We start from the raw sequence: 23,131 nt of genomic DNA, 5'->3' as shown, positions 1-23,131 counted from the left end.
GCTACTCCGCTGCCAGCGCGTCTTCGTCCGGGACGCGCGCGATCTTGGGTTCGGAAACCCGCGTTTCCGCGGCTTCGGCGATCAGCCTTGCGACCTTCGCCGCGTCAGGGATGCAGCGGAACGCGGGTTCCGTGCGGGCAATCCGCCAGGGACGGACATGAGGCCAGCACAGAAGGTAGGAAAACCGGGTCGTTCCCATCAGTTCGAAGGCGATCGTCCCGGTTCCGGATTTCCGGAGGTCGAGATTGGCGTTCCCGATCCAGGTATAGGGCAGATTCAGCGTCATCGTGAGCGCCGCGCCAATCCGCAGGGCGACCCTGCGATTGGTGACCGTGTAGACCGCCGCCTTTGCCTGGACGAGGGACGTGACCGCGAGCAAGGCGCAGACCACGGCCCCCAGGACCAGGAAGAACGAGGAAGCGACCGCCGCCTGGGGCAGAGACATCGTCTCGGTGGCGACGATCACACGCCAGAGGTAGAGCACGACGAAATAGCCGCCGACCCAGTAAAGCGCGAGGCTCTCGCGGGCCAGAACCCACCAGTCGGGCGAACCCTGCCAGAGGATGTGTTCCCCCTCCGGCAGATGCTCGGGCAGGCCCTTGATGGGCTCGACGTCGAAATCGTCGTGGGACATGCGTCCGTTCGCTCCTCGGGTTTAGAGTTGCGGTTCCTGCCGCGCCGGGTCGGCGTAAAGCGTGCCACCGGCATAGTAGGCGCAAATCTTCTCTTCCTCCAGCTTGGTCACCTTGTTGGCCGACTTGATGGTCGGCACGCCGGCGAAGTGCTTGCCATAGATCAGGCGCACACCCACCTGGGGCTTGAACCAGCTGATGACGGCGACCTGCATCGGGATCAGACGGCGTCCGCCACCATGGGCCTCGTCCAGTTCGACCTCGAGATAGCGCACCAGTTGCTCGGGCTCGTCGATCCACATGTCGACGATCTTGCCCACCGCCTCGCCGTCACCGGCGATCACGGTCATGCCGCGCGGGTCGCGCCCGGCCGACACCTTGAAGCCACCAAGCGCCGCCATCGGCTGGATCTTGGGATGGCCGCGGCCGTCCAGTTCCGGCTCGTCCTTGCGGGCGCACCACGAGGCCGGGCCGACGCCGTCCACCATCGGATCGCCGGTGGGCTCAAGCGGATAACCGTTGTTCTTGGTCATCTTCTTCAGCGGCAGATCCTTGTTGCGCGGATCGGTCAGCAGGTTGGGAACCGTCAGGTCGCCCTGGCCATGCGGCAGCTTGAAGGTCTTCTTCTCGGGGACCCAGAACAGGCCCTGGTTCGGGGCGGGCTTGCCCATCTCGTCTTCGAGCGGATAGCCCTCATGCATGTTCGCGCGCTGGAGGTAGAACACCAGCCCCGCGAAGAACAGCCAGAATGACCAGATGGACAGACTGGCAAGATCGAAGTTTCCGAAAAATGCGTTGACCATGGGTTCGGTCCTCCGGGTCAGGTTGGGAAGTCGGCCAGCCCGATCTTGGCCGAGGAATCCCTGTTGGGATGGTTGCCGTCCTGTGGCCGCACCAGCGGCCCCAGAACCATGAGTGTCACGAACAGCAGGACGATCTCAATGTGGTAGACCGCCGCGTATCCGGTGGCCGGGGTTTCGAGCCCCGCGCCAAACGCGCCCGAAAGCGCAAAGTGATTCACGACATCGCGCAGCGTGCCGCCCGCCGCCACGGCAAGCCCCGCGGCCGTGGCCTGCGCCGCGCCCCAGGCGCCCAGCGCAAGCCCGCGCCCCGCCTTGGCATCGGCCGGCAGAGACATCGCGGCCGTCAGCGTCGCCACCGCGAAAAGACCGCCGCCGAAACCGATCGCGCCCGCGCCCAGGAAGAACAGAGGCACCGAGCCGAGCGGCCCCGACAGGATCACCAGCGTGAAGGCGCCGATCCCCGACAGGATCCCGGTCGCGCCCATGCGATAGAGGTTCATGCCCTGGCTGAGCCAGCGCGCGGCCAGCCCGAAGCCCAGAAGCGCCCCCGCCGCCCAGGTGCCGGTCAGAAGCGTGGTCGTGCCGACCGGCAGGCCGAGAACCTGACCGCCATAGGGTTCAAGCAGCACGTCCTGCATGTTGAAGGCCAGCGTGCCCAAGGCCACCACCGCCAGCAACCGGCCGGCCCGTCCACCGCGCAGGAAATCCGCCCAGGCATCGCCGAAGCTGGGCGGGCGGGTGGACCGCTCTTCCTTGCTCATGGGGTTCATCGGCTCCTGTTTCCAGAGCGCGACGAGGTTCAGCACGACGGTTGCAACGGCGGCACCCTGCACGACCCGGATCAGGGTCAACTGGCTGAAATCCCGAAGCAACCAGCCGATCACCACGGCCGACACGCCCATGCCCACGAGGAACATGACGTAGAGCAGCGCCACCACCCGCGGGCGGGTCTCGTCGGTGGCCCGGTCGGACGCGAGCGCAAGGCCCACGGTCTGGGTCATGTGGATACCAAGCCCGGTCATCAGGAAGGCGATGCCGGCCAGAACCTCGCCCGCCCAGGCCGGTCCCAGCGTCTGGTCCCCCGACAGCACGATCAGCGCGAAGGGCATGATCGCCAGCCCGCCCATCTGCCAGAGCGTGCCGAACCACATGTAGGGAATGCGCTTCCAGCCGATGGCCGAGCGGTAATTGTCGGACTTGAAGCCCAGCAGCGCCCGGAACGGCGCCGTCATCACCGGCAGCGCGATCATGATCGCGACCATCGTGGCCGGGATCGACAGCTCGACGATCATCACCCGGTTCAGCGTGCCCAGCAGCATGACCGTGGCCATGCCGACCGAGACCTGGAACAGCGACAGCCGCAGGATCTGGCGCAGCGGGAAGTCGTCGGACACCGCGTCCGCGAAGGGCAGGTAGCGCAGGCTCAGTTGAGCCATTCTGCGGGCGCCGATGATCAAGGGTCCAGCTCCATCGCCTGGCTGATATAAAAGCCCCGCGCGACCCGATGCACCGGCCGCAGATGGCCCTTGACGCCCGCCTTGCGCAGCGCGCTCGCGATCCGGGCCTCGGAATGGGGAATGATCCGCGGCGAGCGGTCGGAGCGCGGGAACAGCTTGCCGGTCACATGCATGACCGACAGAAGCGGGGTCTTGGGCGCGACGGTGAAGACGATCTTGCCGCGGGTCCGGGGCGCAAGGCGGCCCAGCGCCGCCGCGATATCGGCCGCCTTGTAGTGGATCAGGCTGTCCATCGCCATGACGTAGTCGAAACTGCCCAGCCGGTCGGACAGCATGTCGCCGGCGACAAAGGTGATCTGCCGGTGGTATTTGTCCGGGATGCGGCTTTTCGCAACATCAAGAAGGCTTTGCGAGATGTCGCAGGCGACGACCTCGGCTCCCTTCTTGACCAGTTCCAGCGTCATCGGACCGGCGCCGCAACCGGCATCGAGCACGCGCCTGCCGCTCAGGTCATCGGGCAGGCGCGCGAGCATCGCCGCGCGCATCTGGTCGCGTCCCTCGCGCACCGTCTGGCGGATGCGTGAAACGGGCGCGTCCGAGGTCAGCCTTTCCCAGGTCTTCGACGCCGTGCGATCGAAGTAGTGTTCCAGCCGTTCTCGGGTCTTGGCGTAGCTGTCCATCTGCGGCCGTTCCTCAATCGAACCCGAGCAATTCGAAAATCTCGCGGTCCGGCAGCGGCGCGGGCGCAAGCGGTTCGGTGCCGTTCCACAGCGTCTCGGCCACCCGGATATACTCGGCGCGGCACATCACGATGTCCTCGTCATCGGGCATCTCGAACAGCGTCTTCTTCATCAGGCGCGAGCGCCGGATCGCGTCGACCAGCGGCATATGCGCGATCCGCTTGAAGCCGACGCGGCTGCAATACTTGTCGACCTGGTCGGTATCCTCGGACCGGTTCGCGATGCAGCCCGCGAGCCGCACGTTGTAATTCTTGGACTTGGCCTGAACGGCGGCGATGATGCGGTTCATCGCATAGATCGAGTCAAAATCGTTCGCCGTCACGATCACCGCGCGGTCGGCATGCTGCAACGGCGCCGCGAAGCCCCCGCAGACCACGTCTCCCAGCACGTCGAAGATCACTACGTCGGTATCTTCGAGCATGTGGTGCTGTTTGAGGAGTTTCACCGTCTGGCCCACGACATAGCCGCCGCAGCCGGTGCCAGCGGGCGGGCCGCCGGCCTCGACGCACATCACGCCGTTGAAGCCCACGGTCACGAAATCCTCGGGGCGCAGTTCCTCGGGGTGGAAATCGACCTCTTTCAGGACGTCGATCACCGTGGGTTGCAGGTGGCCCGTCAGGGTGAAGGTCGAATCATGCTTGGGGTCGCAGCCGATCTGAAGCACGCGCTTGCCCAGCATGGAAAAGGCCGCGGACAGGTTCGACGATGTCGTCGACTTGCCGATGCCGCCCTTGCCGTAGACCGAGAAGACCTTGGCCCCCTCGATCTTCATCGTCTCGTCCTGATGGACCTGGACGGAGCCTTCGCCGTCCTCGCCTCTCAGCAGCGGAATTTCGTCTCTGGGGCTCATTGGTTCCCTCCGTTCGCGGCTCTATTCGGCCGCCACTATGCCTTCGAGCCGGTCTTCCAGCTCGTCGGCGGCCGCCTGAAGCGCGGCCAGGGTTTCGGCGTCGGGTTGCCAGTAGTTGCGGTCATGCGCTTCCAGCAGCCGGTTCGCCAGCTTGGCCGAAGCCGCCGGGTTCAGGCTGGACAGCCGTTTGCGCATCTCTTCGTCCAGGACGAAGGTTTCCGACAGCCTTTGATACACCCAGGGCTCCACTTGGCCAGTCGTTGCCGACCATCCCAGGGTGTTGGTGACCTGCGCCTCGATCTGGCGCACGCCTTCGTGCCCGTGTTTCAGCATGCCCTCGAACCATTTCGGGTTCAGGCTGCGGGACCGGGTTTCCAGGGCGACCTGCTCCTTGAGCGTGCGCACCTTGCCTTCGCCGCGGGTCGTGTCGCCGATATAGACGGCGGCCTCTTCGCCCTTGGCCCGTTTCACCGCGCGGGAGATCCCGCCCAGCGTGTCGAAATAGTGGTCGACCGTGGTCACGCCCAGTTCCACGCTTTCGAGGTTCTGATAGGCGATGTCCACGTCCTTGAGCGTCTGCTGCAACAGCGCCGCATTGGCCCTGGACTTGCCGTCGCGGCCATAGGCAAAGCTCTTGCGCGCCTCGTAGGCGTCGGCCAGTTCGTCCTCTTCGCCCCAGGCGCCCGAGTCGATCAGGCCGTTGACGTTCGCGCCATAGGCGCCCTCGGCATTCGAGAAGACCCGCAAGCTGGCGGTGTCCATGTCGACGCCCATCTTCTGGGCGTGCGCCAGCGAATGGGCGCGGATGAAGTTCATCTCCAGCGGCTCGTCCTCGGCCATCGCGGCCTTCCAGGCGGCTTCGGCCAGCATCTTGGTCTGCAGGGGCAGCAGATCGCGGAAGATGCCGGACAGCGTCATCACCACGTCGATCCGCGGGCGTCCCAGTTCGGCAAGCGGCACCAGATCGGCCCCGCAGAGCCGGCCATAGCTGTCGAACCGCGGCTTCGCCCCCATCAGGGCCATGGCCTGCGCGATCGGGCCGCCGTCCGACTTGATGTTGTCCGACCCCCATAGGACCATCGCGACGGACCGGGGCAGGGTCGGGTGCGCTTCCAGCAGCTTCTGCGCCTGTTTCGCGCCTTCCTGCATGGCGAACATCGTCGGCATGCGGAACGGGTCGAAGGCGTGGATGTTGCGTCCCGTCGGCAGCACCTCGGCCGACCGGATCAGGTCGCCGCCGGGCACCGGCTGGATGTAGCGCCCGCCCAGCGCGCGCAGCAGAGCTGGGATTTCCACGTCCTGTTGCAGCCAGTGATCGACGCGCGCCCGGGTGTCGTCATCGACCTCGCACATCACGCGCAGGTGTTCGGCGCGCTCGGCATCGGTGACGGTTCGGCCCAGCACATGGAGCCCGTCGGGGATCAGCGCATCCTCGGTTTCCAGCAGCTTCAGCCACAGCTTTTCGGGCGGCGTGCCGCCCATGTCGACCGCTTCGGCCTGCATGCGGATCAGCTCTTCCAGATCGGCCTGCTCTGGCGAGCCGGGTTCCATCTGGCGCCAGCGGGTCAGGCTGTCCTTGAGTTCCTGCAACCCCTTGTAAAGCCCCGATGCCGCCAGCGGGGGCGTCAGGTGGGTGATCGTCACCGCGTTCGACCGCCGCTTGGCCAGCGTCGCCTCGGAAGGGTTGTTGGAGGCGTAGAGATAGACGTTCGGCATGTCGCCGATCAGACGGTCCGGCCAGTCGCGCGCGCCCATGCCGGCCTGCTTGCCCGGCATGAATTCCAGCGCGCCATGCATCCCGAAATGCAGCAGGACATCGGCGCGGAAGGCGTTCTTGAGCCAGAGGTAGAAGGCGCTGAAGGCATGCGTCGGGGCGAAGCCCTTTTCGAACAGCAACCGCATCGGGTCGCCCTCGTAGCCGAAGGTCGGCTGCACGCCCACGAATACATTGCCGAAATGGCGGCCCAGCACGAAGACTCCGCGCCCGTCCGAGCGGATCTTGCCCGGCGCAGGCCCCCAGACCGCCTCGATTTCGGAAAGCCAAGGCGTGCCCCGCACGATGTCGTCGGCGGGAACATGGGCGGCGACATTCGCCTCCTGCCCGTATTGCTTAGCATTGCCTTCAAGGATCGACAGGCGCAATTCGTCCACGCTGGCGGGCAGTTCGCCCAACTCGTAGCCCTCGGATTTCATCCGGTGCAGCGTGTTGAATAGGCTCTCGAAGACAGACAGATAGGCGGCGGTGCCCACCGCGCCCGCATTCGGCGGGAAGCCGAACAGGATCACGCCGACCTTGCGTTCGGCGACCTCGGACCGGCGCAGGCGTGCCAGTTTCTCGACGCGGGCGGCCAGGATCGCCACCCGTTCCGAACAGGCGGCCATTTCCTTGGTTTCGGCGATGCAGGCGCAGCCCTTGGGACAGCCCTGGCAACCCTCGGGGCCGTGGCGGCCGCCGAAGACGGTGGGCGAAATGGCCCCGTCAAGTTCGGGCAGCGCGATCAGCATGGTGGTTTCCACCGGGCCGAGACCGCCCGAGGATGCCCCCCACTGGCCCAGCGTCTGGAATTCCAGCGGGTGCGCGGCGACGTAAGGGACGTCGAGTTCGCTCAGCACCTCGACCGCGGCATCGCTGTCGTTATAGGCGGGGCCGCCGATCAGGCTGAACCCGGTCAGCGAAACCAGCGTGTCGACATGCACCCCATGCTCGCCCTTGAAATAGGCGTGGATCGCGGGGCGCGCGTCCAGACCGCCGGCGAAGGCCGCGATCACCCGGATGCCCCGCTCTTCCAGCGCGCGGATCACCGCGTCGTAATGCGCGGTGTCGGATGCGAGGATATAGGAGCGCATCAGCAGGATGCCGACGGTGGCCACGGGCTGCGCAGGGCGCGGCAGGTCGGCGGGATCGGTGGTGATGCCATGCGGCAGGTCGGGGTGGTAAAGGCCCACCTCGGGGTACTCGACCGGCGCCTCGGAATGGGCGCCGCGCCACGCCTTTTCATGGGCATAGCGCGAGATCAGGAAGCGGATCATCTGCTCGACATTGTCGTCCGAGCCGCCCAGCCAGTATTGCATGGTCAGGAACCAAGCGCGCAGGTCCTGCGCCTTGCCGGGGACGTATTTCAGCATCTTCGGCAGGCGGCGCAGCATGGCCATCTGCTTTTCGCCGCCGCCCTTGGGGGCGCCGCCCTCCTTGGAGCCGCGCAGCTTCTTCAGAAGCTTCATCGGCCCCGAGGCGGGTTTCATCATGTCCAGATCGCCCATCCGGGTCAGCTGGACGACCTGCTTGTCGGCGATCACGCCGATCATCGCGTCGCAGGCGTCGCGCCGGGCCTGAAGCTCGGGCAGGATCGCGGTGATATGTTCCTCGATGAACAGCAGGTTGGCGATGATGATGTCGCCATGAGCCACGTCGTCCTTGGCGCGGGCCAGCGCCTCGGGATTCTCGGCCCAGGTCGCGGCGGCGTGGACGGAAACGGTCAGCCCCGGAAAGTCGTCGCGCAGCCGCTCGGTGACGCGGGCGGCGGGGCCGGCCGAATGCGAATCCAGCGTGACGATGACGACTCGGTAACCGGGGATGTGACGATCATCGCGCATAATGTGCCTTAGCCTCATACAAGGTTTCGACGCTGATCTGGGTCACGCCCTTTTCGAGCGCGAATTTCTCGGTGTTCCGCTTGGCCTTGCCGCGCACGAAGAAGGGGATCTTCCTCAACTCGCGCTCGGCGTCGGACAGCCAGACGATGTTGCCCTCGGCGGGCGCTGCCGCAGCCATTGCAGGCTCGGGCTCGGCCACGGGCGCCTCGTCCAGCGACCGCAGCTTGGCCGCGGCGCCGTGATGCGAGGCACCGGCCTCGTCATGGAACTCGAAATCCTCGCGGAACATGTGCAGAAGGTGTTCCTCGAGTCCCATCACCAGCGGATGGACCAGCGTGTCGAAGATGACATTCGCCCCCTCCCAGCCCATGACGGGGGAGTAGCGGGCGGGGAAGTCCTGAACGTGGACCGGCGCCGAGATCACCGCGCAGGGGATGCCCAGCCGCTTGCCGATATGGCGCTCCATCTGGGTCCCGAGGATCATCTCGGGCGCCAGCTCCTCGATCGCCTTCTCGACTTCGAGATAGTCGTCGGTGATCAGCGCCTCGACGCCGTAATCCTTGGCGAGCGCACGGATGTCGCGGGCGAATTCGCGGTTGTAGCAGCCCAGCCCCACGACCTCGAAGCCCATCTCGTCGCGGGCCATGCGGGCCATGCATTTGACATGCGTCGCGTCGCCGAACAGGAAGACGCGCTTGCCGGTCAGGTAGGTCGAGTCGACCGATTGCGAATACCAGGGCATCCGCAGGCGGCTGTCGTCGTATTTCGGCGGAACGCCCGCCAGCGCCGCGACCTCCGCGATGAAATCGCGGGTCGCGCCGACGCCGATGGGCACCACCTTGGTATAGGGCTGGCCCAGGGTCTTTTCGGCCCAGCGCGCCGCGGCCTCGGCATGTTCGGGATACATCAGCACATTGAAATGGGCCGCGCCCATCCGGGCGATGTCGGCGGGTGTCGCGCCCATCGGGGCGACCACGTTCACCCCGATCCCCATCTCCTCCAGCATCGCGGTGACTTCCACGATGTCGTCGCGGTGGCGGAAGCCGAGGCCGGTGGGCCCGATCAGGTTGGCCGAGACATGCGCGGTGCGCTCCATCGGGCGGGCCAGCGCCTTGACGATCTGGAAGAACGTCTCGTCGGTGCCGAAGTTTTCCTTGCGCTGGTAGCTGGGCAGTTCCAGCGGGATCACCGGCACGGGCAGGCCCATGGTTTCCGCCATGCCGCCCGGATCGTCCTGGATCAGTTCCGCCGTGCAGGACGACCCCACGATCAGCGCCTGGGGCTTGAACCGGTCATAGGCATCCTGCAGCGCGGTCTTGAACAGGTTCGCGGTATCCGCGCCCAGATCGCGGGCCTGGAAGGTCGTATAGCTGACCGGCGGGCGATGGTTGCGCCGCTCGATCATGGTGAACAGCAGGTCGGCATAGGTGTCGCCCTGGGGCGCATGCAGGACGTAGTGCAGGCCCTTCATGCCCGTGGCGACGCGCATGGCGCCCACATGGGGCGGGCCCTCGTAGGTCCAGACCGTCAGCTTCATGCCGCGCCCTCCAGACCGCTCAGCAGCGCGCGGCGGCGCAGCGGGCGGGCGAACAGGCCGGCAAGGTCGCCCGCCTGTTCATAAAGATGAACGGGGGTGAAAACGAGCTCAATGGCCCATTTCGTCGCCATGCCCTCGGCCTCCAGCGGGTTGGCAAGGCCCAGCCCGCAGACCGTCAAATCGGGCCGCGCGGCGCGGCAGCGCTCAAGCTGCAGGTCGACATCCTGCCCCTCGGCGATGACCGGCCCTTCGGCCAAGAGGTCAAGATCGGGGCCCACGATCTGCTTGTTGATGAAGGGCGCGCCCACCTCGACGGCCGTCATGCCACATTCGCGGGTCAGGAACCGGGCCAGCGGGATTTCCAGCTGGCTGTCGGGGAAGAAGAAGATCGACTTGCCGCGCAGCGTCTCGGCCGCCGCGGCGATGGCCTTGCGGGCGCGGGCGCGGGGGGCGTCGGTGACGCGGGCAAACGTGTCGGCATCGACGCCGAATTCCCGCGCGATGGTCCAGAGCCAGGCGGTGCTGCCCTCTTCGCCGAAGGGGAAGGGTGCGGACAGGAGGCGCGCGCCGCGGCGTTCGAGGAAGGCGGCGGTCTCGTTCAGGAAGGGCTGGGTCAGCGCGACGACGGTGTTGGCGCCGATGCCCGGCGTTTCGGCCGCGCGGTGGGCGGGCAGGCAGCGGACCGGCGCCACGCCCATGTCGCGCAAGAGGCCCAGCGCCTGATCCTCGACCACATCGGGCAAGGCACCCACCAGCAGAAGCTGGCGCTCGTCGGTATCGGGCAGGGTCGGAACCATGGCGGCAAGACAGGCATCCTCGCCCTCGGTAAAGGTCGTCTCGATGCCCGAGCCGGAATAGTTCAGCACCCGCACATGCGGCGCGTGCCGCTGGGTCAGCCGCTCGGCCGCGCGGTGCAGGTCGAGCTTGATGACCTCGGACGGGCAGGAGCCGACAAGGAAGAGCTGGCGGATGTCGGGACGGCGCGCAAGCAGCCGGTCGACCTCGCGATCCAGTTCCTCGTTCGCGCAGGCAAGCCCGGCCAGATCCTTCTCTTCCAGGATGGCGGTGCCGAAGCGCGGCTCGGCGAAGATCATCACGCCGGCGGCCGATTGCAGCAGATGCGCGCAGGTGCGCGAACCCACGACCAGGAAGAACGCGTCCTGCATCTTGCGGTGCAGCCAGATGATGCCGGTCAGACCGCAGAACACCTCGCGCTGGCCGCGCTCCTTCAGGACGGGGGTGTTGCGGCATCCCGCGGCGGGCAATTGGGGCGCGAAGTCCTTCATGCCATCGCCTCCGACCGGTCGGACTGGCCCTGCAGGCGCGCCATGCGCAGTTTCCACAGGAATTGCGCGGCATTGATGACATAGGCCGCATAGGCCGCCAGCGCGACATACATCTGCCCTTCGGGGCCGAAATTGCCGGTGAACAGCGCCCACAGGTAAAGCGTGTGCAGGAAGATCACCAGCATCGAGAAGACGTCTTCCCAGAAGAATGCCTTGGCGAACAGATACTTGCCGAACACGACCTTTTCCCAGATCGCGCCGGTGACCATGATGGTGTAAAGCACCAAGGTCTTGACCACGATCGAGATCGTCGCCGCCTCGTAGCCCGCCCCGGTCCAGAGATAGCGGACCACCAGGGCCAGCGAGACGAGAAACACCAGGAACTGCACCGGCGCGAGTACGCCCTGAACGACCGTCCAGACGGTTTCATCTCGTCTCTGGCGCTCTTCCGGCGTATAGAGTTGGACCACCTTGCCGGCGGCTCCGCGTGTCTTCGACATCCTCCGACTCCCTGACAGACGGTGGCGGGACCAAGGTAGACCCCGGGAGCGGAAAGTGTCAATTGTAATTTACACTCTTTCCGTCTACACTCTCCCTGTGAGGAGAGGTTTCCCCCTTCGGGGGTCAGCGGCCAAAGCCACTTAAAATCATAAGGCTAGACCGTTTTGACTTGATTCCTCTCCACAGGGCGGCGAGGAAGTGTCAATTGGCTTTGACAATGCTGGACAGGGGCAGGACGGGGGCCGCAGCCGGGTGGCGGCGAATCCGCTCCGAAGACGATCGGGAGGGTCCGCAGGATGCATGACACGCGCAAGAACCCGGCATCCGGGGACCATGACCGGCATGGCGATGTCGAGTCCCTTGCCGCGCAGGTGCTTTCGGCCCTGGCCCAGCGCTCCGGGCAGTCCGCGCATATGCTGGACGAGGCGGTGCTGGCGCGGTTCTGCAGCGACGTCCTGAAGGCCGGCAAGTCGATCCAGACGGATTCGGTGACCGAGTTGCAGCGCCATGGGGCCGATGTCGCAACGATCCTCGACGGCTATATCCCCGCGGCGGCGCGCGAACTGGGCGAACGCTGGTGTCGCGACGAACTGAGCTTTGCGGACGTCACCATCGGCGCGGCACGGTTGCAGGCCATCCTGCGCGAACTCAGCGCGCCCTGGGTCACCGACGCGATGACGCCCGCGGACGCGCCCAACGTCATGCTGATCGTACCGCTTGAGGAATTCCATACGCTTGGCGGCATGAGCGCGACAAGCCAGTTGCGCCGCATGGGCATCTCGGTTTGCCTCTGTCTCGGCCAGTCCGAGGAAGAGATCCTGCAGAAGGTCGCGGCGCGGCGCTTCGACATGATCGCGATTTCCGTCTCCTGCCGCCAGAAGCTTGACGCGGCGCGCCGCCTGATCGGCGAGATCCGCGCGGCGGCAAGCGGTGCGGTGCCGATCGTGATCGGTGGGCGGGTGGTCGAGACGTCGGACGATGTCTGCGCGCTGACCGGGGCGGATCACGCCACGGCCGACCCGCGCGAAGCCTTGAGCCTGTGCGGGGTCCGGGCGCCGGTTCCGGCGCCGCATGATCGCCTGGCGAGGATCTGAACATGTGGGGGCGGCCGGAATGGCCGTGTGGGTCAGGGTGACGTCACGGGGCACGAAATACTGGAGCAGTGGCGCCGTGCCGCTGATCGCCCCCGAGATGCTGGGCGAGATCATCGCCACGGCGTCAGACCTTGCGATCGTGATCTCGCTGGAGGGCCGGATCCTGTCGGTGCTGGTGAATGCCGGGCATCGCGCCCATGGCCAGCTGGACCATTGGGAAGGCTGTGACATCCGCGACGTGCTGACCGAGGACAGCCAGCCCAAGCTGGAGGCCAAGCTGAGGCTGTTCGCCGAGGGTGGCGACAGCGTCCGCGCGGTGGAGTTGAACCACACCGACGGCAAGAGCTGGGATTTCCCGGTGCGCTACTCCTTCCACCGGATCGGCCCGAACGGCAGCGTCCTGCTGATGATGGGTCGCGACCTGCGCCCCATCGCCGAGATGCAGATGCAGCTGATCGAGGCGCAGATGGCGCTGGAGCGGGATTACGAGACCCAGCGCGAATACGACACCCGTTATCGCGTGCTCAGCGAGGCGACGCGGGACGCCTTCGTCTTCGTGGGCACAAGGTCGGGCCGGGTGATCGACGCCAACCCGCCCGCCTGCGCAATTCTAGGTGTGACGCGCAACGACCTGATCGGCAGCGCGTTCGCCCAGGAGTTCGATGGCCGCCGGCGGGCCGAGTTCGTCGAGACCCTGAACCTGCGCGCGATGGACAATGCCGCCGAACCTTTGCCGGCCGAGGCGCGGCGCACCCGCATCCCGCTGCGGATCGTGCCCACCGCGTTCCGCGCGGCGGGCGAGCCGTTGATCCTGTGCCGGCTCGATCCCGCCGATATGGCGGGCAGCGCTGCGACCGAGATGGCCGAGACCCTGCGCGCCTTTTTCGAGGAGGGGGTGGACGCGATCGTCTTCACCGATCCCGACGGCACGATCCTGACCGCGAACGAAAGCTTCCTGGGGCTGGCGGACGCGCCGCAGGTCGCCTCGGTCAAGGGGCGTTCGCTTGGCGATTACCTGGTGCGCGGCAGCGTCGATCTGCGCGTTCTGGTCGAGAACGCGGTCCGCTCGGGCCAGATGCGGATGTTCGCGACCAAGCTGGCCGGGGAATATGGCGCGCAGATCTCGGTCGAGATCTCGGCCACCTACCTGTCGGATCAGTCCCATCCCTGCATCGTCTTCGTGATCCGCGACGCAAGCCGACTGGAAGGTGTCCGCAAGCCCGGCGTCGCCGTGTCGGACGACGCGATGCGCAGCGTGATGGAACTGGTCGGCTCGGCCACGCTGAAGGATATCGTCGCCGAGACAACCGATGTGGTCGAGAAGATGTGCATCGAGACCGCGGTGGAACTGACCCGCAACAACCGGGTGGCCGCGGCCGAGATGCTGGGGCTGTCGCGCCAGAGCCTTTATGTGAAGCTCCGCAAATACGGGCTTCTGAGCCGAGACGGGGGCCACGACTGAGCCCCGACATGAGGATTTTCAGCCCCGAGCGGGTCAGGGAGAGCATGCGCAAGACATGACCGACATATCCAACGCCCAGCCCCGGCGCCTGCCGGAGCCCGCCGCCATGGTGACGCTGATCAAGCCGATCACCTGGTTCCCGCCGATGTGGGCCTATCTCTGCGGCACCGTCTCGTCGGGGGTCTCGCCGCTGTCCAGCCCCGGCCTTGTGCTTCTGGGCATGTTCCTTGCGGGTCCCGTGGTCTGCGGCATGAGTCAGGCGGCGAATGACTGGTGCGACCGGCATGTGGACGCGATCAACGAACCCTATCGCCCGATCCCTTCGGGGCGCATCCCGGGCCGCTGGGGGCTGTGGATCGCGCTGGCGATGTCGGCGCTGTCGCTGGTGATCGGCTGGCAGCTTGGCCCCTGGGGCTTTGGCGCGACCGTGCTGGGCGTGGCCGCGGCCTGGGCCTATTCGGCGGAACCCGTGCGGCTGAAGAAATCGGGCTGGTGGGGGCCGGGTCTGGTCGGCCTGTCCTACGAATCCCTGCCCTGGTTCACCGGGGCCGCGGTGCTCGCAGCGGGGGCGCCGTCGATCTATGTCGTGGTGATCGCGCTGCTTTACGGGATCGGTGCGCATGGGATCATGACGCTGAACGATTTCAAGGCGCTGGAAGGCGACCGCAAGATGGGCGTCAACTCGCTGCCCGTCACGCTCGGCCCAGAAAAGGCGGCTTGGGTGGCCAGTATCGTGATGGCGGTGCCGCAGGTTGTGGTGATCGCGCTGCTCTGGCTCTGGGATCGGCCGTTCCATGCCGCGGGCGTCGGCGCCGTTCTGCTGGTGCAGTTCTGGGCGATGTCGGTGATGATGAAGGATCCCAAGGGCAAGGCGCCCTGGTATAACGGCGTCGGCGTCGTGCTTTATGTCTCGGGCATGATGATCTCGGCCTTCGCGATCCGCACGCTGGGGGCCGGTGCATGACGCTTTCCTGGCTCCAGATCGTCCGGCTGGGCCTGGTGCAGATGTGCATCGGGGCGGTCGTGGTGCTGACCACCACGACCTTCAACCGGCTGATGGTGGTCGAGCTGGCACTGCCGGCGATGCTGCCGGGCTTTCTGGTGGGCCTGCATTACGCGATCCAGATCACGCGGCCGAACTGGGGTTTCCTGTCCGACACCAAGGGCCAGCGCACGCGGTTCATCATCGGCGGCATGGCGGTTCTGGCGCTGGGCGGGTTCGGGGCGGCGGCGGGCGTCGTCGTTCTGGAACAGGACTATGTCTGGGGCCTTGTGGTTTCGCTGCTGGCCTATGTGCTGATCGGCATCGGGGTGGCGGCGTCCGGCACCTGCCTGCTGGCGCTGCTGGCGACCGCCACCGCGCCCGAGCGGCGGGCGGCGGCGGCGACGATCACCTGGCTGATGATGATCGGCGGCATCGCGATAACGGCGGGCGTGGTCGGCCAGTTCCTCGACCCCTACAGCCCCGAGCGGCTGCTGCGCGTGGTGGGCACCGTGGTGATTGCGGCGTTGATGGTCACGACGCTGGCGATCTGGGGCGTCGAACGGGGCGTCGTCACCCGGCGCGAGCCCGAATCCACCCCCTTCCTGCAAGGCTTCCGCGAGATCTGGGCAGAGCGGCGCGCGCGCATCTTCACCTTCTTCGTGTTCCTGTCGATGACCGCCTTCTTCATGCAGGAACTCATCATCGAGCCCTATGCCGGTCTTGTCTTCGGCTATACGCCGGGGCAGTCCACCTCGCTTTCGGGACTGCAACATGCGGGCGCCTTTGTCGGCATGGTGGTCGTGGGCATCGCCTGCTCGGCGCTTCGGATCGGCCCCTTGCGCAACTGGGTGGTGCTGGGCTGCATCGGCTCGGCGCTGGGGCTGTCCTCGGTCGCGGCGCTGGGCAATTACGCGCCGCATCTGCCGCTGGCGCCTGCGGTGATCGCAACGGGCTTCTTCAACGGCGTGTTCACCGTGGCCGCGATCAGCGCGATGATGGCCATGGCGGGCGAAGGCCGCAATGCGCGCGAGGGCACCCGCATGGGAATGTGGGGCGCGGCGCAGGCGATTGCGGCGGGCTTCGGCGGGTTTCTCGGCACCGCTGCGGCGGACCTGATGCGAAACTTCATGGATGACGCACCGGCCTTCGGCACGGTGTTCATGATCCAGGCGGTGCTGTTCCTGCTCGCGGCCTGGATGGCAGCGAGAATCATCGACTCGAACCGACCCACAACAGAAAACGCGGGCCTTGTCCCGGGGGAGTGAAACACATGATCTTTGACGTTGTCGTTGTTGGTGGCGGCCCTGCCGGGGCCACGGCCGCAGAGGATCTTGCCCGGTCGGGCAAGAAGGTCGCCCTGCTCGACCGCGAGGGGCGGATCAAGCCCTGCGGCGGCGCGATCCCGCCCCGCCTGATGAAGGATTTCGACATCTCCGACGAGCAGCTCGTGGCCAAGATCGACACCGCGCGAATGGTCTCGCCCTCGGGCCGCTTTGTCGACATCCCCATCGAGAACGGTTTCGTCGGCATGGTCGACCGCAAGGATTTCGACCCCTTCCTGCGGGCGCGTGCCGAACGCGCCGGGGCCACGCGGTTCACGGGCACCTTCCTGCGCGTCGAGCGCGAGGAGGAAAAGACCTTCCTCGTCTTCCGCGACAAGGAAAGCCGCGAGGAGATCCGGCTTCAGACGAAATACGTCATCGGTGCGGACGGGGCGCGCTCGGACGTGGCCCGCGCCGAGGTGCCGGGCGGCGACAAGATCCCCTATGTCATCGCCTATCACGAGATCATCGACGCGCCGATGGCGGTGGGCAACTACCAGCCCAACCGCTGCGACGTGATCTATGACGGGCGCATCAGCCCCGATTTCTACGGCTGGGTCTTCCCGCACGGGCATACCTGTTCCGTGGGCATGGGCACGGGCGTCGACGGGTTCGACCTGAAGCAGGCCACCGCCGACCTGCGCCGGATGGCCGGGCTGGAGCAGGCCGAGACGCTGCGGAAAGAGGGCGCGCCGATCCCGCTGCGCCCGATGGATCGCTGGGACAATGGCCGCGACGTGGTCGTGGTGGGCGATGCCGCGGGCACCGTGGCGCCCAGCTCGGGCGAGGGCATCTACTACGCGATGTATGGCGGGCGGATCGGCGCGATGGCGGTGTCCGCGGCGCTGGCCTCGGGACGGGCGTCGGATCTGAAACTGGCGCGCCAGATGTTCATGAAGGATCACAAGATGACCTTCCGCGCCCTGCAAAGCATGCAGGATGCCTATTACCACAGCGACGAAAGGCGCGAGCGGTTTGTCTCGCTCTGCCATGACGTGGACGTGCAAAGGCTGACCTTCGAAAGCTACATGAACAAGAAGCTGACGAAGAAGCGCCCGCTGGCCCATATCAAGATCGGCATCAAGAACGTCGCCCACCTGACCGGCCTCGTCTCGCCGCAATACACATGAGCGAGATGATCCCGGCCTGGGTGAATGGCGAACTGACCCCCGTCGAGAAGCTGGAGGCCCACAGACAGGGCCTTCGGCACAAGGCGATCTCGGTCTTCGTGATGGATGGCGACCGGGTGCTGTTGCAGCGCCGGGCGCTGGGCAAGTATCACACGCCCGGTTTCTGGACGAATACCTGCTGCACCCATCCCGCATGGGACGAAAGCGCCGAGGATTGTGCAAGACGTCGGCTGCGCGAGGAATTGGGGATCACCGGCCTGCCGCTCGATTTCCGCCAGCGGGTGGAGTACCGCGCCGATGTGGGCAACGGGCTGATCGAGCATGAGGTGGTCGATATCTTCGTCGCGCCCGCCGGGCCAGATCTGCGGATCGAGATGAACCCCGACGAGGTGATGGATGTCAGGTGGATCGACCTGCGCGACCTCGACCGTGCGGTAAGGGACGAGCCCGACGCCTACACGCCCTGGCTGAGGATCTATCTCGACCAGCACCGCGAGAGCATCTTCGGTTCCCTGTCGCCCGCCTAGGGCGGCCTGCCCGCCGGTCGGCCGGATCATCATCCGGTCGGCCAACGGGGCCTGTCAGTCGAACAAGGAAAACAGGCTGCCAAGCGCGGTGCGCTGCGGCGGCTTGCAGGAGAGCTTGCGCAAGAACTCGGCAAGTTCGGCCTGCTCGACATGACCTGCGGCCACGGCCACCTCGAACCAGCGCCGCCGCCGGGTCCGGCGATATTTCCAGTCGCGGCGCAATCGTTCGACCAGCATCGGAAACATCTCGACCTCGCAGGAGATCGCCGCGCCATCCGGCATGATCCTGTCGTAACGGTAACGGCCGATCGGGTTGATGCCGACATGGCCAACGGCACCGGCGCGATCAAGGGCCTGGATTTCGGCGAATTTCCAGGGAATCGCACCGTTGATGCGCCATCCCTTGGGCATGACCCAGCGCCCCGAACCGCGCGCAGCGACCATCAGCACGAAAAGCGTTCCGTCCGAGCTCCAGCGCATCGGGATTGCGGCGATTTCGGTTCCGTTTCGGGATCTGTCGCGATGGGCCATCATGTCCTGAGCACCTCTCGCCGGCTTGAACCCTCACATCTTTCGCGGATGGACCGGCGACGGACCGAAAACCGCAGGAAAACAACAACAGTCCACACTGTAGTCGGTGAAGGACAAGGGAACGTTGCCGGGGCGCGCGCTGGTCTCAGACGTTGCGCGAGAACAGCCCCAGAATCGGCATGACCGCGAATTTCACCAGCGGGATCATCAGCGCGCCCAGCAAAAGGCCGATCATTCCGTCAAGCCCGGCGGTCACCGCCCATTCGGTAGCTGGGCCGAACTGATCGGGAATGGCCTCGGCCGCAGCGGCCGCAATATGGTGGATGCCGAGATAGGGCGCCTTTACCCCCAGTTCGTAAAGGCCGTGGACGATGATCGAACCTCCGACCCAGATCATGGCCGCGGTGCCGACGACGACCAGAAGCCGCATGAAATGCGGCATGCCGCGCACGATGCCGCCGCCCAGCGCCCGGGTTGCCGCCAGCCGCCCCCTGGCGGCCATGGCAAGCCCCGCGTCATCGGCCTTGACGATCAGCCCGACAACGCCATAAACCGCAACCGTGATGATCAGGCCCGCCACCGCCAGGGCACCGGCCACCTGCCACAGCGCCATCCCGTCGGGCAGTGCGGCCAGGGTGATCGTCATGATCTCGGCCGACAGGATGAAATCGGTCTTGATCGCCCCTTTCACCTTTTTCGCTTCGAGGTGGGGATCGGCCTCTTTCCGGTGGACCAGCGCCTGCCCGTCATGGCCGGGGTGCAGCGCGTGCCAGATCTTTTCTGCCCCCTCGAAGCACAGATAGGCGCCCCCCAGCATCAGCAGCGGCGCAATCGCCCATGGCGCAAAGACCGACAGCAGCAGCGCCAGCGGCAGAAGGATCACCAGCTTGTTGAAGGCCGACCCCCTGGCGATGCTCCAGACGATCGGCAATTCGCGGTCGGCGGAAAAGCCATGGACGTATTTCGGCGTTACGGCGGCATCGTCGATCACCGCGCCTGCGGCCTTGGAGGATGCCTTGAAGGCCTGCCCCACGACATCGTCCACCGAGGCCGCCGCCACCTTGGCGATGGCCGCCACGTCGTCGAGAAGCGCCAGAAGCCCGCTCATCCACCCTGCCCCGCGGCAGCAACAACGATCGCGAGCATAGCCGCCGTCAGTCGGCAAACAAGCCCGTTCAGACAGGCTGCGCTCCGGCGTGCGAGGCGTTGCGCATCGCCGCAAGGACCGCCCAAAGAACGCAGATCGGCAGGGTCAGCAGCACCCCGAAACCCAGCGTCGGCAGCGCGACAAGAACGGTCAGCACGATCATCACGATGGCGCCGACCCTCGTGGCATAAAACATGCCGAAGGGGCCGAGCAGCAGCGCCGCGAGTGCGGCGACGGCGATATTGTCGCCGCAGCAAGGGCAGGTGTCGTCGTCGAACGGGCGGGCGTCACCGAAGCTTCGGGCCATGTCTGTCCTCGCATGTTGCCTGAAGGCCCGGCGCCGTGCTGCGCCGGGCGTCCATGCGACAAGCCTGGCTGCGGAATGGGGCCGAAATGGCACGGCCGCGGGGGAATTGCGTGAAACTTCACGTCAATTCAAGCGGCTGCGACCGGATCAGAAATCCAGATTGGCCACGCTCAGCGCGTTCTGCTGGATGAACTCGCGCCGGGGTTCCACGACATCGCCCATCAGCTTGGTAAATATGTCGTCCGCCTCGGCCAGATCCTCGATGCGCACCTGAAGCAATGTGCGCGCCTCGGGATCCAGCGTGGTTTCCCACAACTGGTCGGGGTTCATTTCGCCCAACCCCTTGTAGCGCTGCAATGTCAGGCCCTTTTCGCCCTCGGCCAGAATCGCGTCCAGCAGCCCGCTGGGCGCGTGAATCGGCTGGTCGCGGTCCTTGCGCACCAGCGCCGCGGTTGCCCCGTAGACCTCCTGCAGCTTTTCGGTGAACCCGCCAAGCCGCCGCGCCTCGGCCGAGCGCAGCACCTGCCCGTCCAGCACGCGGACCTCCTCGACACCGCGCACCACCCGGACAAAACGCAGACCGTGGTCCTGGGTCGGCCGCCCCTGCCAGCCGCGCTCGTATTCCAAAGCGATCAGGTCCAGCCGTTGCGCCACGCGGTCGGCCACCCCCTGAAGGTCCATGTCGATCTGGCCCGCCAGAAAGGCACCGGCGATCGCGGCCTGTTCCAGGATATGCGACGGGTAATGCGTCGGGAACGCCTGAAGGATGCGCCGCACCTGCCGCGCCTCCTCGACCACGCGGGCGAGGTCCTGCCCCACGATTTCTTCACCAGAGCCCAGCCGCAGAACCGCGCCCTCGATGCCCATGGCGATCAGGTAATCCTCAAGCGCGGCCTGATCCTTCAGATAGACCTCGGACTTGCCGCGGCTGACCTTGAACAGCGGCGGCTGCGCGATGTAGAGGAAGCCGCCCTCGATCACCTGCGGCATCTGCCGGAAGAAGAACGTCAAGAGAAGCGTGCGGATATGCGCGCCGTCCACATCGGCGTCGGTCATGATGACGATCTTGTGGTAGCGCAGCTTGGAAATGTCGAACTCGTCGCGCCCGATGCCAGTGCCGAGTGCGGTGATCAGCGTGCCGATCTCCTGGCTGGACAGCATCCGGTCGAACCGCGCGCGTTCGACGTTCAGGATCTTGCCGCGCAGCGGCAGAACCGCCTGGTTGGCCCGTGACCGCCCCTGCTTCGCCGACCCGCCCGCGCTGTCGCCCTCGACGAGGAAGATCTCGGACTTGGCCGGATCGCGTTCCTGGCAATCGGCCAGCTTGCCGGGCAGGCTGGCCACATCCATCGCCGTCTTGCGCCGGGTCAGTTCGCGCGCCTTGCGCGCCGCCTCGCGGGCCAGGGCCGCCTCGATGATCTTGCCGACGATCTGGCGGGCCTGCTGCGGGTTCTCCTCGAACCACTCGGCCAGCTTTTCGTTCACCAGGCTCTCGACCGCGGGCCGCACCTCGGAACTGACCAGCTTGTCCTTGGTCTGGGAACTGAATTTCGGGTCAGGCACCTTGACCGACAGCACGCAGGTCAGCCCCTCGCGCGCGTCGTCGCCGGTGAAGTTCACCTTCTCGCGCTTGGCGATCCCGCTCGACATCGCGTAATTGTTGATCGTCCGGGTCAGCGCCCCGCGAAAGCCCGCAAGGTGGGTGCCGCCGTCGCGCTGGGGGATGTTGTTGGTAAAGGGCAGCACCGTCTCGTGGTAGCTGTCGTTCCACCACATCGCGATTTCCACGCCGATCCCGTCGCGTTCCCCCACGATAAAGATCGGGTCGGCCATTACCGGCGTCTTGTGCCGGTCGAGATAGCGCACGAATTCGCGCACGCCGCCTTCGTAGAACAGCTCGGCCCGCAGCGGCTCGGCCGGGCGCTCGTCCTCCAGAACGATGCGCACGCCCGAATTCAGGAAGGCCAGTTCCCGCAGCCGGTTTTCCAGCGTCTTGAAGACGTAGTCGAGGTTCGAGAACGTGTCGAGCGAGGCGAGGAACCGCACCTCGGTCCCCTTGCGCCCCTCGGACGGCCCGACCACGCGCAGATGCTCGACCGTGTCGCCGCGCTCGAACCGGGCGTAATGCTCCTTGCCGTCGCGCCAGATCCGCAGATCAAGCCAGTCCGACAGCGCGTTCACGACCGACACGCCCACGCCATGCAGACCGCCCGAGACCTTGTAGGAATTCTGGTCGAACTTGCCGCCCGCATGCAGCTGGGTCATGATGACCTCGGCAGCCGAGACGCCCTCTTCCTCGTGGATGCCCACGGGGATACCGCGGCCGTTATCGCTGACCGAGACACTGGAATCGGCGTGGATCCTGACGCTGACATGATCGGCATGACCCGCCAGCGCCTCGTCGATGCCGTTATCCACCACCTCGTAGACCATGTGGTGCAGGCCCGACCCGTCATCGGTATCGCCGATATACATGCCGGGGCGCTTGCGCACCGCCTCCAGGCCCTTGAGAACCTTGATGGAATCGGCGCCGTATTCCTCGGCCTGCCGCGCGTTTTCCGCCATGTCAGCGTTCCTTTTTCTTCTGCGCGATTTATACGGTCTCGTGGTGGGAATGTCACGCGCCGCCCACAATATTTGGTGTCAGGTGAACGGGATCACCAGCCCCACCAGGATCAGCAGCCCGCCCGCAATGCGGTTCGTCCGCCTCAGCGCCGTGGGCGAGGTCAGCGTCCGCCGCGCCCGGTCGACGAACAGCGCGAAGACCAGGTTCCCGGCGAACGGCACCGCCATCGAGATCGCAACGATCACCGCGATATCCGGCGCGCCCACCCGGCTGAGATCGAAGAAGCCCGGCAGCACCCCCATGTAGAACAGGATCGCCTTGGGATTGCCCAGGATCGCCAGCAGCCCCGCCAGGAACCCCGGCCAGAGCCCCGGGCGCGTGAGCCGGCTGTCGGTCGAGATCGCGGCCCCGGCATGGCGGATCAGAAGGACGCCCATGACCAGGAACACAAGGCTTGCCACATAGCGCAGCACGACGAGGATCTCGCCATAGGACGAGACCACCCAGCTGACCCCAAGGATCGCCAGAAGCGGCCAGAGCGCATCGCCGATCACCACGCCCAGCGCCAGCGGCCAGGCCGCCCGGAACCCGCCCGACAGCGCCCGCGCGGCCAGTGCCACCCAGACCGGACCGGGCGTCAGGAACAGAACGAACATCGTT

General features: G+C 66.2%; 19 protein-coding genes and 1 pseudogene. 6 read left to right on the top strand and 14 right to left on the bottom strand.

Annotated features, from left to right (window positions below; genetic code table 11):
- Position 1: 1 nt before the first annotated feature.
- Genes puhB through bchF form a run of 9 tightly spaced genes read right to left on the bottom strand, consistent with a single transcriptional unit; the run spans position 2 to position 11,399 of the window.
- Positions 2 to 634, bottom strand: coding sequence for a photosynthetic complex putative assembly protein PuhB (gene puhB / locus NHN26_RS01290; protein WP_253087715.1), 633 nt, complete (start codon positions 632 to 634; stop codon positions 2 to 4).
- 21 nt (positions 635 to 655) lie between these two features.
- On the bottom strand, positions 656 to 1,435 hold the full coding sequence (gene puhA, locus NHN26_RS01285; RefSeq protein ID WP_253087714.1) for a photosynthetic reaction center subunit H: 780 nt from the start codon (positions 1,433 to 1,435) through the stop codon (positions 656 to 658).
- Between the two features lie 17 nt (positions 1,436 to 1,452).
- Positions 1,453 to 2,892 carry a PucC family protein gene (locus NHN26_RS01280; RefSeq protein WP_435594158.1) on the bottom strand — a complete coding sequence of 480 codons (1,440 nt, stop codon included), beginning with the start codon at positions 2,890 to 2,892 and terminating at the stop codon, positions 1,453 to 1,455.
- Positions 2,889 to 3,572, bottom strand: a complete 684-nt coding sequence (bchM, locus tag NHN26_RS01275) for a magnesium protoporphyrin IX methyltransferase (RefSeq protein ID WP_253087712.1) — start codon at positions 3,570 to 3,572, stop codon at positions 2,889 to 2,891. The genes NHN26_RS01280 and bchM overlap by 4 nt, the downstream gene beginning before the upstream one ends.
- Before the next feature lie 13 nt (positions 3,573 to 3,585).
- Positions 3,586 to 4,482, bottom strand: coding sequence for a ferredoxin:protochlorophyllide reductase (ATP-dependent) iron-sulfur ATP-binding protein (bchL, locus tag NHN26_RS01270; RefSeq protein ID WP_132693530.1), 897 nt, complete (start codon positions 4,480 to 4,482; stop codon positions 3,586 to 3,588).
- Positions 4,483 to 4,503: 21 nt separating this feature from the next.
- On the bottom strand, positions 4,504 to 8,076 hold the full coding sequence (locus NHN26_RS01265; RefSeq protein ID WP_253087711.1) for a magnesium chelatase subunit H: 3,573 nt from the start codon (positions 8,074 to 8,076) through the stop codon (positions 4,504 to 4,506).
- On the bottom strand, positions 8,066 to 9,613 hold the full coding sequence (gene bchB / locus NHN26_RS01260) for a ferredoxin:protochlorophyllide reductase (ATP-dependent) subunit B (protein WP_253087710.1): 1,548 nt from the start codon (positions 9,611 to 9,613) through the stop codon (positions 8,066 to 8,068). The genes NHN26_RS01265 and bchB overlap by 11 nt, the downstream gene beginning before the upstream one ends.
- On the bottom strand, positions 9,610 to 10,899 hold the full coding sequence (locus NHN26_RS01255) for a ferredoxin:protochlorophyllide reductase (ATP-dependent) subunit N (RefSeq protein ID WP_253087709.1): 1,290 nt from the start codon (positions 10,897 to 10,899) through the stop codon (positions 9,610 to 9,612). Before NHN26_RS01255 ends, bchB begins: the two co-directional genes overlap by 4 nt.
- Positions 10,896 to 11,399 (bottom strand): 2-vinyl bacteriochlorophyllide hydratase, encoded by a 504-nt coding sequence (gene bchF / locus NHN26_RS01250; RefSeq protein ID WP_253087708.1) that lies wholly within the window; start codon positions 11,397 to 11,399, stop codon positions 10,896 to 10,898. Before bchF ends, NHN26_RS01255 begins: the two co-directional genes overlap by 4 nt.
- A gap of 297 nt (positions 11,400 to 11,696) precedes the next feature.
- Here bchF and NHN26_RS01245 point away from each other — a divergent pair, with 297 nt between their 5' ends.
- The 6 genes and pseudogenes from NHN26_RS01245 to idi all read left to right on the top strand — a co-directional run bounded on the left by NHN26_RS01245 (position 11,697) and on the right by idi (position 17,920).
- Entirely contained in the window at positions 11,697 to 12,494 is a 798-nt protein-coding gene (locus NHN26_RS01245) for a cobalamin B12-binding domain-containing protein (RefSeq protein WP_253087707.1), read from the top strand.
- A 19-nt stretch (positions 12,495 to 12,513) separates the two neighbouring features.
- Entirely contained in the window at positions 12,514 to 13,956 is a 1,443-nt protein-coding gene (ppsR, locus tag NHN26_RS01240) for a transcriptional regulator PpsR (protein WP_253087706.1), read from the top strand.
- A 52-nt stretch (positions 13,957 to 14,008) separates the two neighbouring features.
- Positions 14,009 to 14,920, top strand: a pseudogene (gene chlG / locus NHN26_RS01235) (chlorophyll synthase ChlG); the annotation flags it as partial.
- The gene (locus NHN26_RS01230; protein WP_253087705.1) at positions 14,917 to 16,206 is read left to right on the top strand and encodes a BCD family MFS transporter; all 1,290 of its coding nucleotides are present in this window, start codon (positions 14,917 to 14,919) and stop codon (positions 16,204 to 16,206) included. The pseudogene chlG and the gene NHN26_RS01230, both read left to right, overlap by 4 nt.
- A 5-nt stretch (positions 16,207 to 16,211) precedes the next feature.
- A complete protein-coding gene (locus NHN26_RS01225) occupies positions 16,212 to 17,393 on the top strand; it encodes a geranylgeranyl diphosphate reductase (RefSeq protein ID WP_132693539.1) in 1,182 nt (393 codons plus the stop codon).
- A complete protein-coding gene (gene idi, locus NHN26_RS01220; RefSeq protein WP_132693540.1) occupies positions 17,390 to 17,920 on the top strand; it encodes an isopentenyl-diphosphate Delta-isomerase in 531 nt (176 codons plus the stop codon). Before NHN26_RS01225 ends, idi begins: the two co-directional genes overlap by 4 nt.
- Before the next feature lie 54 nt (positions 17,921 to 17,974).
- On the opposite strand, the gene NHN26_RS01215 is transcribed toward idi, so the two are convergent.
- The 5 genes from NHN26_RS01215 to NHN26_RS01195 form a co-directional block, all read right to left on the bottom strand.
- Positions 17,975 to 18,454 (bottom strand): NUDIX hydrolase, encoded by a 480-nt coding sequence (locus NHN26_RS01215; protein WP_253087704.1) that lies wholly within the window; start codon positions 18,452 to 18,454, stop codon positions 17,975 to 17,977.
- A 142-nt stretch (positions 18,455 to 18,596) separates the two neighbouring features.
- Complete coding sequence (locus NHN26_RS01210) at positions 18,597 to 19,559, bottom strand: DUF808 domain-containing protein (RefSeq protein WP_253087703.1); 963 nt, start codon at positions 19,557 to 19,559, stop codon at positions 18,597 to 18,599.
- 67 nt (positions 19,560 to 19,626) lie between these two features.
- Entirely contained in the window at positions 19,627 to 19,905 is a 279-nt protein-coding gene (locus NHN26_RS01205) for a hypothetical protein (RefSeq protein ID WP_253087702.1), read from the bottom strand.
- Positions 19,906 to 20,052: 147 nt separating this feature from the next.
- Positions 20,053 to 22,470 carry a DNA topoisomerase (ATP-hydrolyzing) subunit B gene (gene gyrB, locus NHN26_RS01200; protein WP_253087701.1) on the bottom strand — a complete coding sequence of 806 codons (2,418 nt, stop codon included), beginning with the start codon at positions 22,468 to 22,470 and terminating at the stop codon, positions 20,053 to 20,055.
- 78 nt (positions 22,471 to 22,548) lie between these two features.
- On the bottom strand, positions 22,549 to 23,127 hold the full coding sequence (locus tag NHN26_RS01195) for a LysE family translocator (protein ID WP_290442744.1): 579 nt from the start codon (positions 23,125 to 23,127) through the stop codon (positions 22,549 to 22,551).
- Positions 23,128 to 23,131 lie beyond the last annotated feature (4 nt).

It is taken from the genome of Rhodovulum tesquicola (assembly GCF_024128855.1).
GTDB classification, from domain to species: domain Bacteria; phylum Pseudomonadota; class Alphaproteobacteria; order Rhodobacterales; family Rhodobacteraceae; genus Rhodovulum; species Rhodovulum tesquicola.
Note: the sequence above shows the minus strand (reverse complement) of the source record. Positions and strands in the feature narration are given on the sequence as shown.